Source organism: Rhizobium sp. N122, from assembly GCF_002211295.1.
In the GTDB taxonomy this organism is placed as follows: Bacteria; Pseudomonadota; Alphaproteobacteria; order Rhizobiales; family Rhizobiaceae; genus Rhizobium.
The window spans coordinates 253,072-266,758 of record NZ_LOKU01000034.1; the positions used below are offsets into that span (position 1 = coordinate 253,072).

13 protein-coding genes are annotated in these 13,687 nt (G+C 61.6%); 11 read left to right on the top strand and 2 right to left on the bottom strand.

Features of this window, described 5'->3' with window-relative positions; translation table 11 throughout:
- Positions 1–9 precede the first annotated feature (9 nt).
- A complete protein-coding gene (locus ATY75_RS22830) occupies positions 10–996 on the bottom strand; it encodes a helix-turn-helix domain-containing protein (protein WP_088939324.1) in 987 nt (328 codons plus the stop codon).
- A 111-nt stretch (positions 997–1,107) separates the two neighbouring features.
- On the bottom strand, positions 1,108–1,575 hold the full coding sequence (hpaR, locus tag ATY75_RS22835) for a homoprotocatechuate degradation operon regulator HpaR (RefSeq protein ID WP_245317619.1): 468 nt from the start codon (positions 1,573–1,575) through the stop codon (positions 1,108–1,110).
- A 282-nt stretch (positions 1,576–1,857) separates the two neighbouring features.
- Here hpaR and ATY75_RS22840 point away from each other — a divergent pair, with 282 nt between their 5' ends.
- From ATY75_RS22840 to ATY75_RS22890, 11 genes are all read left to right on the top strand, one after another.
- Positions 1,858–2,124 carry an acylphosphatase gene (locus ATY75_RS22840; RefSeq protein WP_088939326.1) on the top strand — a complete coding sequence of 89 codons (267 nt, stop codon included), beginning with the start codon at positions 1,858–1,860 and terminating at the stop codon, positions 2,122–2,124.
- Positions 2,125–2,250: 126 nt separating this feature from the next.
- On the top strand, positions 2,251–2,904 hold the full coding sequence (locus tag ATY75_RS22845) for a Rieske 2Fe-2S domain-containing protein (protein WP_088939327.1): 654 nt from the start codon (positions 2,251–2,253) through the stop codon (positions 2,902–2,904).
- Positions 2,901–3,746 (top strand): aromatic ring-hydroxylating dioxygenase subunit alpha, encoded by an 846-nt coding sequence (locus tag ATY75_RS22850; protein ID WP_088939328.1) that lies wholly within the window; start codon positions 2,901–2,903, stop codon positions 3,744–3,746. Before ATY75_RS22845 ends, ATY75_RS22850 begins: the two co-directional genes overlap by 4 nt.
- On the top strand, positions 3,743–4,402 hold the full coding sequence (locus tag ATY75_RS22855; RefSeq protein WP_088939329.1) for a glutathione S-transferase family protein: 660 nt from the start codon (positions 3,743–3,745) through the stop codon (positions 4,400–4,402). The genes ATY75_RS22850 and ATY75_RS22855 overlap by 4 nt, the downstream gene beginning before the upstream one ends.
- 1 nt (position 4,403) lies before the next feature.
- Positions 4,404–5,783, top strand: coding sequence for an amidohydrolase (locus ATY75_RS22860; RefSeq protein ID WP_088939330.1), 1,380 nt, complete (start codon positions 4,404–4,406; stop codon positions 5,781–5,783).
- Positions 5,784–5,809: 26 nt separating this feature from the next.
- A complete protein-coding gene (locus ATY75_RS22865) occupies positions 5,810–6,907 on the top strand; it encodes a BMP family ABC transporter substrate-binding protein (RefSeq protein ID WP_064841635.1) in 1,098 nt (365 codons plus the stop codon).
- 3 nt (positions 6,908–6,910) lie between these two features.
- Entirely contained in the window at positions 6,911–8,431 is a 1,521-nt protein-coding gene (locus tag ATY75_RS22870; protein WP_088939331.1) for an ABC transporter ATP-binding protein, read from the top strand.
- The gene (locus ATY75_RS22875; protein WP_088939332.1) at positions 8,431–9,531 is read left to right on the top strand and encodes an ABC transporter permease; all 1,101 of its coding nucleotides are present in this window, start codon (positions 8,431–8,433) and stop codon (positions 9,529–9,531) included. Before ATY75_RS22870 ends, ATY75_RS22875 begins: the two co-directional genes overlap by 1 nt.
- A complete protein-coding gene (locus ATY75_RS22880; RefSeq protein ID WP_088939333.1) occupies positions 9,528–10,439 on the top strand; it encodes an ABC transporter permease in 912 nt (303 codons plus the stop codon). The genes ATY75_RS22875 and ATY75_RS22880 overlap by 4 nt, the downstream gene beginning before the upstream one ends.
- Before the next feature lie 199 nt (positions 10,440–10,638).
- Complete coding sequence (locus ATY75_RS22885) at positions 10,639–11,826, top strand: alpha-hydroxy acid oxidase (RefSeq protein ID WP_088939334.1); 1,188 nt, start codon at positions 10,639–10,641, stop codon at positions 11,824–11,826.
- A 507-nt stretch (positions 11,827–12,333) separates the two neighbouring features.
- Positions 12,334–13,647 (top strand): CmpA/NrtA family ABC transporter substrate-binding protein, encoded by a 1,314-nt coding sequence (locus tag ATY75_RS22890; RefSeq protein ID WP_088939335.1) that lies wholly within the window; start codon positions 12,334–12,336, stop codon positions 13,645–13,647.
- The last annotated feature ends 40 nt before the right edge of the window (positions 13,648–13,687 follow it).

Genomic DNA, 13,687 nt, shown 5'->3' on the forward strand with positions numbered 1-13,687 from the left:
AATTGCGCGTCAGACCATCTTTGGCACCGGTTCGCCGGCGCGCAGCAGCTCGCTCGGCGCACAATCGAACAGTTCCTTGAAGCTGCGGTTGAAATAGGAAATGTCATTGAAGCCGGCGGAATAGGCGACTTCGGCGATCGTTCCGACGTTGCGCTGCTCTTTGAGCTGCTCGATCTTTTCGCGTGCAAAGCGCAGGCGTTTGTCGCGGATGACGGTGGTGCAGGTCATGCCCAGTCCCTGGAAATCCTGCTGCAGCGTGCGGATCGAGACGCCGAGCCTCGTCGCCAGCCATTTGGCGCTGAGATCGCTCTCGGTCAGGTGTTTGTCGATCAGAATATCGACCATCTGCATGCGCCTGCCGGCACTGTCATGCAAGGAAGTCAGGCTTGCCGTCTGGATGTCGGTCGACAGAAACGCCTGGCGCGTCGTGTCGAACATCAGCTGGCGCAGATGCGGTGAGGCCGCCTCGCTTTCCGGCGTCGTCATCATCTTGGCGATCAGCGCACGCAGCATCATCGTCATCGGATCGTCGGCCGCAAGCTTGCGGGCCACGTCGAAATTCACCTTGCTGCCTGAATACATCAATTGCCGCGGCAAATGCAGGGACAGATGATTGGAGAAGTGACCGCGGAAATAGAAGGTGGTCGGTCGCGTGGAATCGACCAGAATGCATTCGCCGACATCGAGAATGTTCTGCTGGCCGGAATGCTCTACGCCGCAGGCTCCCTCGAGCTGCAGGATCAGGAACAGATGTTCGTGGGCATCGCGGCGAATATCGTCCCAGCCGCGATGGACATAATCGAGATCGTTAGAGACGTGGGCAAATTCCATGCCGCAGACGTCGATGCGGCTTGCCGTGCCGGTCACTTTGTCGCCGCGCTGCATCGTGTGCGCGTTGAAATTCCCGCAGATATTGTGAAGGTCATCCGACCATTGATCGTAAGGCGTCGGCGACCAGGCGCGATCGACGAGGCTGCGGTTCTGCAACAGGTCCAACTCTGCCTCCCAACAGTGTCTACACAACTGAAGACTGCCGCAGGCCGGGTTCGTCGTCAATTAAATATTTAACACATTAATCAAGGGGCTTTGCATCTGGGCGGAAAGCCGTCACTCCTCACCGCCGCTCGCGCCTTCGAGCCTCAGCGCCGTCAGCTCGTCCAGCATGTCCAACAGCTGCTCGACCCGCTGCGCCCCGAAGCGTGCGCCGATATCGGCATAGACCTTCAGGCTCTCCGGCATGACCTCGTCGACCATTGCTCGCCCCGTGGGCGTAATCCGCAGCAGCACCCGCCGGCCGTCGGCCTTGTCCTTATGTTTGGTGATGAAGCCGCGCTCTTCGAGCGAGCGGATCATGCGCGTCAGGCTCGGCGCCAGGATCGAGGCCTTGTCCGCCACTTCGCTTGCATCGAGCGTTCCCGCTTCGGACAGAACACGGATCACCCGCCATTGCTGCTCGGTTACATCATGCGCCGCCAGGATCGGCCGGAAATGGCTCATCACCGCTTCGCGCGCCCGCAAAAGCCCGATCGCGAGCGACCGCTGGCGCTCCTGCGATGAACCCGGCAACGACGGCATCTCGCGTTTTTCCTGCTGTCCATTCTTCATCGGGGTCCGATCGTGCAATGATTGATTACCGGTTTTTCGCGACCTTGAGCGGCCGCGGAAATCGCAAGACAGCTAGTTAACACAGCAACAACCAATCACAAGCCCAGCCTCTCGATCGACCGACAAGGCTTATGGGCATCGTGACGGTCGCCGGTGTTTGCAGAGCAAACTCCGACGGCGTACCGTCGCTTCGACGATACCCCTTTCGCAAGTTCATTCAGGCGCTATGGTGTTGGAAAAACAAGGGCGAGCATGGGACAAGATACAAGCCACCTTCAGGAGCGGATGACGATTATCGGTGATCTCAAGGCTGCGTCCTTTGTCCCCTGGATCCGGCGCCATGCCGCCAAGCTCGGGCTCTCGCATACCATATCTCATGCGAGTCCCATGCGGATCGAACTCGAGCTTTCAGGACCGGAGGATTTGATCGACATGATGGAGGTGGGATGCTCACTGGGGCCCATCGACGTATGGGTCGAGAGCATAGAACGCACTGCGATGATCGGTAAAACGGCCTGATACCAAATGCGGTTTTTGCGATGTGCATATTATTTAACCATTGTTGCCAATGCGAAAAAACTATGCAAACGTGAGGCCTTGAGCGTATCGTTCTACAAAACGTAGTATGGTTCAGGAAGTCTAGTCATGCCATCCGATCCGACCGGCTTTTGGACGCCAGTCGCCCTTTCCCGGGATCTGCCGGCCGCAACCGTCATCCCCGCCCGGACGGCATCTGGATCGATCGCCCTCTGGCGCAGCACTTCGGGGCATATATCGGCATCGGCGGATCGCTGTCCGCACCGCGGTATGCGCTTGTCCCATGGTTTCGTGCGCGGCGAGGCGCTTTCCTGCATCTATCACGGCTGGAGCTATGGCCAGGCCGGAAACTGTCTGCGCATTCCTGCCCATCCGGGGCTGGCGCCGCCGGAAACCATCCGGGTCGCCACCCATGAAGTCGAGGAAGCGGGCAGCGTGATCTGGGTGGCCGTGGGTACGCCCGCTTCGAAGCCGCCAAGGCTTGACGGCCTCATTCCCTTGCGCTCGCTGACGGCGTTTGCAGGCACTGCCGCGATCGAAGCGGCGGCCGGCGCGAAGGCGAACCCTGACGGTCTTGTCGAGATCGACGCATCCACCGGCGCTCTCTGTCTGCTGTTATCCGTCCAGGACGACGCGCAGACGCTGATCCATGTGCTCCTGAAGGATGACCTCGGCCCTGCTGCGGCCATCGGCGCTTCGCGGGTTGCCGAAAGTCTGCGCCGCCGAGCTGAGGATCTTCAGAAAAAGGAGATCGCGCGGTGAGCATGCAGGCGATGATCGACGAATGGTATCCGGTCGGGCTTTTCAGTCAGCTCGACAGCGCCGGTCGCAAGACGGCGCTGATGGGCGAGCCGATCGACGTGGCGAGCGACGCCGATGGCAATGCGAGGGTCACGGGCGGCGACGGCCGCGTTTTGCCGGTGCGCGTACGTTACGGCCATGTCTGGTCTTCGCTCGGCGAGCCGAAGAAGGAAATTTTCCCGATCCCCGAAGCCGATCAGCCCGGCCGCCGTTTCGTCGACGTTGGCGTGGTCCGCGTGCGCTGCTCGCCCCTGCGCGCCGTCGAGAATTTCCTCGACATTGCCCATTTCCCCTTCGTCCACACCGACATTCTCGGCGCGGAGCCGCACACCGAGGTCCAGAACTACAAGGTCGAGATCCGCGAGGCGGAAGATGAAGTCTGGGCAACGCAGGTGAAGTTTTACCAGCCGCAGGCCTCCAAATCGGCAAGCGGCGGGATCACGACGGAATATATGTACCGCGTGCCGGCACCGACCTGTTCCGTGCTCTACAAGACCTGCCCGCCCCGCCCGAGCGAGTGGGATGTCATCACGCTCTTCGTGCAGCCGCTGGCCGAGGACCTGTGCGACGTCTGGCCGTGGATGGCGCTTTTCGATGACGAGACCGCGATGACCGATCTCATCCACTTCCAGCAGACAATCTTCCTGCAGGACCGGTCGATCCTGGAAAACCAGATCCCGCCGCTTCTGCCGCTCGATCCCGGCATGGAAATCCCGACGCGAGCCGATCTCACATCGATCGCTTACCGGCGCTGGCTGAAGCGTCACAATTATACCTACGGCGCACAGCTGGTGGCGCAATGAAGCTCTACGACTACATTCTCTCTCCCAGCTGCTACAAGGTGCGCCTGATGGCGGCGCTGACCGGCGTGAAGCTGGAACTCCGCCCGGTGGATTTCCATCCCGGCGCCGAGCATCGCGGCCCCGAGCTTCTCGCCCTCAATCCAGCAGGTTCCATTCCAATCCTGGAGGATGGCGATCTGACCCTGACCGAGTCGTCGGCAATCCTCGTCTATCTCGCCGCCAAGGCAGCACCCGAATGGCTTGGCAATGGCAAGGCCGAAGAAGCGGCAAAGGTGCAGCAATGGCTTTCGTTCTCCGGCCGGCTGACGGCAAGCCTCGGCGGCGCGCGACTTCATGAGATGCTGCTGCGGCCGGGCGATATCGGCGCGCTGCAGGCCCAGGGCATCGCCGCGCTTCGCGAGCTTGAGGCGGGACTGGTCGAGCAGGGTGTTTGCGGCATGCACTTCCTCGCAGCCGACCGGCCGACAATTGCCGACATCGCCTGCTTCCCCTATGTGGCGCTGGCGCCCGATGGGGGCGTGACGCTGGATGCTTATCCCGCCATCCGGCTCTGGTCGCGGGCCCTGCGTGCGCTCGACAGGTTTATCGAAATGCCCGGTATTCACCGGCTGCACGAATTGAAGCCGGAACCCCATACCGCACCGGGCGAGGTGTGACATGACCGGCTATCTCCTGAAGAACTGCGCAGCCGTGATCGTCGACGAGGGCAAGGGGCCGGTCGTCCGTCGCCATGTCGATCTCCTGACCGACGGTCCGGCGATTGTGGCGGTCGGTGAAAATCTGGCGGCGGACGCGCTTCCCGCCGGCACGACCGTTCAGGATGCCGCCGGCTGGTTCGTCTATCCCGGCCTCGTCAACACCCACCATCATTTTTTCCAATGCTTCGTGCGCAATCGCGTCGATCTCGACTGGACGAAGCTTTCGGTCATCGAGTGGCTGGACCGGATCTACCCGATCTTTTCGCAGCTCAATGACGAGTGTTTTTACCACTCTTCCGTCACGGCGATGGCCGAGATGATCAAACATGGCTGCACCACGGCCTTGGATCACCAATACAATTTCCCCCGCCACGCCGGGAAGCGGTTGATCGACCGCCAGTTCGAGGCAGCCGAACTCTTCGGCATGCGTTTCCATGCCGGCCGCGGCGGCAACACCCTGCCGAAGTCGGAGGGCTCGACCATTCCCGACGCGATGCTGGAAACGACCGACGAATTCATCGCCGACTGCGCCCGGCTGATCGACACTTATCACGATGCCAGCCCGTTCAGCATGCGCCAGGTCGTGGTCGCGCCCTGCCAGCCGGTGAATTGCTATCGCGAGACCTTCGTGGAATCGGTGGCATTGGCGCGCGATCGCGGCGTCATGATGCACACCCATGTCGGCGAGGGCGAAAGCCCGGTCATTCAGGCTCGTCATGGCATGCGCACGGTCGATTATCTGGAAGAACTCGGCTTTGCCGGGCCCGACGCTTTCTATGCCCATTGCTGGGAGTTGACTCACGACGAACTCAGAAAGATGGCGGCCAGCGGCACCGGCGTGGCGCACTGTCCGGAGCCGGTCTATCTGGTCGGCGCCGAAGTCACCGACATTCCCGCCATGGCCGCCTTCGGCCTGCGCATCGGCCTTGGCTGCGACGGGGCCGCCTCCAACGACAACTCCAACCTGATGCACTGCCTGCACTCCGCCTATATGCTGCAGTGCCTGGTATCTTCGAGCCGCGCCCATCCCGTGCCGGCCCCCGTCGATTTTCTCGGCTACGGCACGACAGGCGGGGCGAGCCTGCTCGGCCGGCGCGACCTCGGCCGGCTGGCGCCCGGCATGGCCGCCGACTTGTTTGCGATCGACACGCGTCGCATGGATTATGTCGGTACGCGGCACGATCCGTTGAGCCTGATTGCCCGTGTCGGCATCGGGATGGCGACCGATATGACGATGATCAATGGCCGTATCGTCTGGCAGAACGGGGAATTCCCCGGTCTCGACGAGGCCAAACTGTCCGCCGACGCCGAGGCCGCCCTATCCGCCGTAGAATTTTAAAAAAGCCAAAAGAGGGAACTGAGAACATGACCAAACTGACCCGCAGAAACCTGATGACGGCCGCTGCCGCCACCGGCCTTGCCGGCGCGCTCGGCAGCCGCATGGCTTTCGCCGCCGACCAGCCGCTCGGCATCACGCTCGTCGTCCCTTCGCCGATCGGCGATGTCGGCTGGGGGCACGCCCTTGCCGCCGGCCTCGAGCCGATCAAGGCCGCTTACGGCGACAAGGTGAAGGTCACCGTGCTTGAGAATATCGCCGAAGGCCCGGACGCCGACCGCATCATGACCAAGACCGTCGCCGACGGAAACAAGTTCCTGATCGCCGGCTCCTTCGGCTATCAGAACGGCGCCTTGCAGATCGCCCGCCGTGATCCGAGCGTGACGGTCCTGCATGCCTCCGGCTTCCAGGTTGCTCCCAATTTCTCGCCGTTCGCCGCCAAGTATTTCCAGGGCACCTATCTGCTCGGCATGGCCGCGGCAGCACTTTCCAAGACCGGCAAGCTCGGCTCCGTCTCGGCCTTTGCCATTCCCGAACTCATTACCTCGATCAACGCCTTTACGCTCGGCGCCCAGGCGGTAAAGCCGGATATCGAAGTCTCCGTCGTCTGGGTCAATTCCTGGTTCGACCCGGCCAAGGAGCAGGAGGCAGCCAAGGCGCTGATCGCGCAGAAATGCGACGTGATCTTCTCCAACGCCCAGGACACGCCGTCGGTCATATCGGCCTGCGAAGACGCCGGCGTCTACGCCTTCAACCTCAACTCCTCGATGAAGAAGTATGCACCGAAAACCTATCTTGGCTGCATCTCGACGGACTGGTCGCCCTTCTTCAAGGCTTCGGTCGATGCCCATCTCGCCGGTACGTTCAAGGGGGCCAATGCGTTCCTCGGCGTCGCCGACAAGGTCGTCGAAGTGGTCGACTGGAACCCTGATATTCCGGCCGACGTGATGACCAAGATCAAAGAGATCGAGGCAAAGATCGCCGGCGGCAGCTTCTCCCCCTTCACCGGGCCGATCACCAAGGCCGATGGCAGCGAAGGTGCCGCCTCGGGCGCAACCATGGCCGACCCCGAGATCATCGCCATGAATTGGCACGTCAAGGGCGTCTCGACGCCGCTGCCGAAATAATTCATGACCACTCCGCTCCTGTCGCTGCGTGGCATTTCGAAAAGCTACGGCCAGATCCACGCCAACCGGGCAATCGATCTGGACGTGGCCCCGCAATCGATCCATGCGATCCTCGGAGAAAACGGGGCGGGAAAATCGACGCTGATGAAGCTGATCTACGGTGTCGAGCTGCCGGATGACGGAGATGTCGTCTGGGAAGGTACACCCTTGCGCCTCGCCTCACCCGCGGAGGCGCGGCGCAAGGGCATCGGCATGGTCTTCCAGCACTTTTCGCTGTTCGAGACCTTGACGGTGATCGAGAATATTCAGCTGGTGGTGCCGGGCCGAAAAGCTGATCTCAAGGAACGTATCCGCACGCTTGGACGGGAGTTCGGTCTCGAAGTCGATCCGCTTGCTCATGTGCATGCGCTGTCGGTCGGTGAACGGCAACGGGTGGAGATCATCCGAAGCCTGATGACCAATCCGAAACTGCTGATCCTTGACGAGCCCACCTCTGTCCTGCCGCCTCAACTGGTGGAAAAACTTTTCGATACCCTGCGCCGGCTGCGCGACGGCGGCGTTTCGATCCTGCTGATTTCCCACAAGCTCGAAGAAATTCGAGCGATCTGTGACCGGGCGACGATCCTTCGCGGCGGGCGCGTGACAGGCGATGTCGATCCGCGCGAGCATGATGCCCATGACCTTGCCCGGATGATGATCGGCCGCGACATGCCCGCACCCATCTCGGCGTTGCCGCTGTCTGGCGGGGAAAAGCGGCTGGAGATCATCGGTCTGGATCACCAGCCCGACGATCCTTTCGCGGTGCCGCTCTCCGGCCTTAGCCTTGAGGTGCGTGCCGGCGAAATTCTCGGGATTGCCGGCATTTCGGGCAACGGCCAAAGCGAGCTTGCCGCGCTGATTTCTGGCGAGACCATGCTGGGGCGCGATGAACGCGACCGGATTTACATGATGGGAATGGATGTCGGCAGGCTCGATGCGGCAGCGCGGCGGCAGCTCGGATTTGCCTTCGTTCCGGAAGACCGGCTCGGACGCGGCGCCGTGCCGGAAATGTCGCTCGTCCTCAACAGCCTGCTGACGGCCCATCCGCTCAAGCTTTTACGCCGTGGTCTGATCGAAAGGGCGCGGGCGATGACGTTCACCAAGGAGTGTATCCGTCGGTATGATGTCCGCACATCCGGCCCGGATGCGGAAGCCGGCACCCTGTCCGGCGGCAACCTGCAGAAGTTCATCGTCGGCCGCGAAATCATGCTGTCTCCGAAATTGCTTTTCGTGGCGCAGCCGACCTGGGGGGTTGATGTCGGCGCTGCCTCCGCCATCCGCAGCCGCCTGGTCGCATTGCGCAATCAGGGCATGGCGATCCTCGTCATTTCCGAGGAACTGGAAGAATTGTTCGAACTCTGCGATTCCATCCAGGTGCTGCATCACGGCCGGCTCAGCCCGCCGCTTGCAACGCGGGACACCAAGCCCGAGGAGATAGGCCGATACATGATCGGGGCAGATACCTCGCCTGAGAAAGTTCAATAATGAGCGTCTGGTTCCCTACTTCCCTTCCCACTCTGGTCCGCCGGGAGCGCGCCTCGCTGGCCGCGGCCCTGGGCGCCCCCGTCATCGCGCTCGGGGGTGCGATCGCACTTAATCTCGGCCTTTACGTCTTGATGGGCCGCGACCCTGTCGCGGTCGTCTATGCGATGCTTTTCGAGCCCTTCCTCTCCTGGGCTTCATTTTCGGAAGTTCTGTTAAAGGCTGGCCCCCTCCTCCTCATCGCCCAAGGGCTGGCAATCGGCTTTCGCGCCAAGGTTTTCAATATCGGTGCCGAGGGCCAGTTTATCCTTGGTGCAATCTTCGCCTCCGCCATTCCGGTCTGGTTTCCCCAGGCGACGGGCCAGTGGATCTGGCCGGCGATGCTGCTGCTCGGCGCCATCGGCGGCGCGATTTGGGCTTCTCTCACCGCCTTCTGGCGCGTGCGCCTCAATGCCAATGAGATCCTCGTTTCGCTGATGCTGAGCCTCGTTGCGGCGCAATTGTTGAACTATCTGTTGCTCGGGCCCTGGAAGGATCCGAACGGCTTCAATTTCCCCCAGTCGGTGATGTTCCAATCCGATGCGATGGTGCCCACCCTGATTGCCGGGACTCGCGTCAACGTCTCCTTCCTCATCACCCTCGGTTTGTCGGTTGCGGCCTGGGTCTTCATGCAGAGGAGCTTCATCGGCTATAAGCTGCAGGTCGGCGGCCTGGCGCCGCGGGCTGCCGGCTACGCCGGCTTCAGGGAAGGTTGGGCGATCTGGCTTTCGCTGCTGATCGGTGGTTTTGCCGCCGGTCTTGCCGGCGCCGCCGAAGTTGCCGGTCCGCTCGGCCAACTGCAGCGTTCGGTCGCGAGCGGCTACGGTTATGCGGCCATCATCGTCGCCTATCTCGGCGGCCTGCATCCCATCGGTATCGTGATCTCGGCGCTGGTCATGGCGGTTATCTATATCGGCGGCGACAATGCCATGGTTTCGGCCAGCCTGCCGATCGCCGCCGTCCGTGTCTTCCAGGGTAGTCTGCTGCTCGCCTACCTGATCGCCGTCGCCTTCGTGCGTTATCGTCTCGAATGGCCTCACTCCGCCCAGCGGAGCGTGTCATGAACGCCATCGAGTTCATTTTTGCCGGCATGCTTGCGGCTGCGACACCGTTTCTTCTGGCGGCGCTCGGCGAATTGGTGGCCGAGCGCGCCGGTGTCCTCAACCTCGGGGTCGAGGGGTTGATGGCCCTTGGCGCGGTGCTAGCCTTCATCGTCGTTTATCATGGCGGCGGACATTTTCTCGGCTTCATCGTCGCAGGGCTCGGCAGTGCCGCCCTTTCCCTGTTCTTTGCCTTGGTCACGCTCGGGTTCCGGGCAAACCAGGTGGCCGCCGGCCTTGCCATCGGCATTCTTGGCCAAGGCCTCTCGGCCCTCTTCGGCAAGACCTATGAAAGCCTGACGGTCAAGGGTCTTCCAAAGCTTGCTCTTCCAGCGCTGTCGGAACTGCCGGTGATCGGTGGCCTTTTCGTCCAGGACATCGTCGTGTGGATCTCGCTCGCTGCGACGCTGGCTCTTTGGGCCATACTTGCCTACACCAAGCTTGGTCTCATCGTCCGCGCCGTCGGCGAGAACCCGAAGGCGGCCCACGCCATCGGCTATTCGGTGATATCGGTCCGTATCCTCGCCATCGCCTTCGGCGGCGCGATGGCCGGCTTCGCCGGCGCTTATGCGGCGGTCGTCTACACACCGCTCTGGGCTGACGGGATGATCGCCGGACGCGGCTGGATCGCCATTGCCCTCGTCGTCTTCGGGACCTGGCTCACCGGCCGTATCTTCCTCGGCGCCTGCCTCTTCGGCGCGGTCTCGCTGATGGGGCTTGCGGCCCAGGCAACCGGACTGGACGTTCCCTCGCAGCTACTGTCGAGCCTGCCCTATCTCGTCACCATCATCGTGCTCGGCATCATCTCCGCCGACCGTCGCCTGCTGAAACTGAACGGTGTCGCTTCGCTCGGCGAACCATTCGAGCGATAGAGCATCGTGCGGTCTGTTGATTAGCGCCGGTATGCTGGTTACCTTGATATTTCCGTCCATTCGGAAGGGTCGCAAGAAAGCATTCGAGGCAAGCGAAGATTGAAGCTGCGGGGAGGCTGACGGTGGGTAGCGGTGGATGCAATGGCATTCACCGCCTCTCCAAGGAAACAATTCGTCTGTAATCCAATGGAGCACGCCCATGAAAGTAAGCAGCCCTGACTCCCGTCGGTCGACCCGGCTGGCGCAGGCTATGCTCTGCCTCGATGACTTCGAGCCAAAGGCAAAACGGCATCTGCCAAAGCCGCTCTACGGCTATATTTCCGGTGGCAGCGAAACCAACGCATCGCTGCGAAAGAATGTCGAAGCCTTTCAGGCTTATGCGTTTCGACCGCGTATTCTCCAGGACGTGTCGAAGCGAAGCACCGAAACGACCTTATTCGGTCAGACCTATGCCGCCCCATTCGGGATCGCGCCAATGGGGATCAGCGCGCTCATGGCCTATCGCGGCGACATTGTTCTTGCCGCCGGCGCAGCGCAGGTCGGCATTCCGATGATCATGAGCGGATCCTCGCTCATTCGGCTCGAGGAGGTTATTGCCGCCGCACCCGCGACCTGGTTCCAAGCCTACCTGCCCGGTGAGCCCGAACGCATCGATGCGCTGGTGGATCGAGTTGCTGCGGCAGGCTTTAACACCTTGTTGCTGACCGTCGATACCGCCACGCTCCCGAACCGGGAAAACAATATCCGGGCTGGCTTCTCGACGCCTCTGCGGCCGAGCCTCGCTTTGGCCTGGCAGGGTGTCTCGCACCCGCAATGGACCATCGGGACATTTTTGCGCACGATCGCCCGCCATGGCATTCCGCATTTTGAAAACTCCTACGCGACCAGAGGCGCACCCATCATCGCCTCGAACGTCACGCGGGACTTTGGCCGGAGAGACCATCTGAACTGGAGCCATCTCGAGCGCATCCGCAACCGCTGGAGCGGCAAGCTGATCGTCAAGGGCATTCTTCATTCGGACGATGCGGCGCGGGCCGCCGAGACAGGGGCTGACGGGGTGATCGTGTCCAATCATGGCGGCCGCCAGCTCGATGGCGCCATCTCTCCTCTGGCGGCGCTTCCCGAGATCGTGGAGCGTCTGGGCGACAGGATCCCAGTCATGATCGACGGCGGCTTTCGCCGCGGAACCGATATCATCAAGGCCTTGGCGCTGGGAGCACGGTTCGTGTTTGTCGGGCGACCGTTCCTTTATGCGGCGGCCGTTGCCGGTCTGCCCGGCGTATTGAGGGCGGCGGACATCCTGAAGGCTGAGCTCCATAGCAATATGGCCCTACTCGGCGTGACGACGATGGAGCAAGTTTCAAGAGACCACCTCGTTTCGACTTGACGAGACAGCCGTGATCTCCCGCGACCCGGATCGTGCTGGCGAGCGGAGTGGCAGCCGGGGCTTTGCCGTCGGCATTTTTTCCAAGGCCTCTCCACCTTTGGCAAGACCGATGATTGGAGCGCTGATTTCGGCTTGATGATGTCAGCCAGGCGACCGAAACCGCGCGTGTGCACTGCACAAATAGGCGCACCCACGACTGCGGGCATAGCAGTTGTCGCTCAAAACATCGGCATTCGGTGTGGATGCCTAAAATATAATCATTTGCGGATTTGCGAAATATCTCCTGTTATTTCAGACTGTTATTCCCAACCTTCAGGATTGGCACGCTGCTTGCAGGTTCTAAGGCGCATCGGTCAACGGCGACCGGCGCGGATAGGCGCGGCATAAGCGCCTGCACAGACACCGACGTCGCAAGGTCTTTGCACTCCAGGATACTCCCATCCCTGGACGTAATTTCCGGCGGCGTTTTTTTGCGTCCGAATTCAGCAAGCAGAGGGGAACCTGCAGATGAAAAAGATTTCGACGACTGGGATTTCGACAACCGGCATTACCCGCCGCAGCATGCTCAAGACGACCGCGACGGCTGCCCTCATCGGCGCCGTCAAGACTGCCTTTCCCTCCGGCGCTTTTGCCGCCGGGACGGGCCCTGAAGTGAAAGGCGTCAAGCTCGGCTTTATCGCGCTCACGGATTCCGCACCGCTGATCATCGCTAAAGAAAAGGGCCTTTTCGACAAGCACGGCCTTCCGGAAACGGATGTGGCCAAACAGGCTTCCTGGGGCGCGACCCGCGATAATCTGGTGCTGGGCGGCGCAGCGAACGGCATCGACGGCGCCCATATCCTCTCGCCGCTCCCCTATCTCATGCATACCGGCAAGGTGACCCAGAACAACAAGCCGGTGCCGATGGCGATCCTCGCCCGGCTCAACCTCGACAGCCAGGGCATTTCCGTCGCCAAGGAATATGCCGAAACCGGCGTGCAGCTCGATGCCTCCAGGCTGAAGGCCGCCTTCGAGAAGAAGAAGGCTGAGGGCAAGGAGATCAAGGCCGCCATGACCTTCCCCGGCGGCACCCACGACCTCTGGATCCGTTACTGGCTCGCCGCCGGCGGCATCGACCCGAACAAGGACGTTTCCACAATTGTCGTGCCGCCGCCGCAGATGGTTGCCAATATGAAGGTCGGCAACATGGACGTCTTCTGCGTCGGCGAGCCGTGGAACGAGCAGCTTGTCAACCAGGGCATCGGCTTCACCGCGGCGACCACCGGCGAGCTCTGGAAGGGGCATCCCGAAAAGGCGCTGGGGCTGCGCGCCGAATGGATCGAAAAGAATCCCAATGCTGCCAAGGCCCTGCTGATGGCCGTCATGGAGGCCCAGCAATGGTGCGAGAGCATGGATAACAAGGCGGAGATGGCTGAGATTCTCGGCAAACGCCAATGGTTCAACGTTCCGACCAAGGATGTGCTCGGCCGCCTCAAGGGCGACATCAATTATGGCAACGGCCGCGAGGTCAAGTCCACCGACCTCTACATGAAGTTCTGGAAAGACGGTGCCTCCTATCCGTTCAAGAGCCACGATACCTGGTTCATGACGGAAAACATCCGCTGGGGAAATCTGCCTGGTACGACCGACATCAAGGCGCTGGTCAACCAGGTGAACCGCGAGGACGTCTGGCGCGAGGCCGCCAAGGATCTCGGCGTCGCGGCGGCCGATATTCCCGCATCGTCGTCCCGTGGCAAGGAGACCTTCTTCGACGGCAAGGTTTTCGATCCCGAAAATCCCTCCGCCTATCTCGACAGCCTTTCGATCAAGGCCGTCTCCTGATCTCGCCTCCGGCGCGCCAGCGGCGCGCCGGCCATCCATT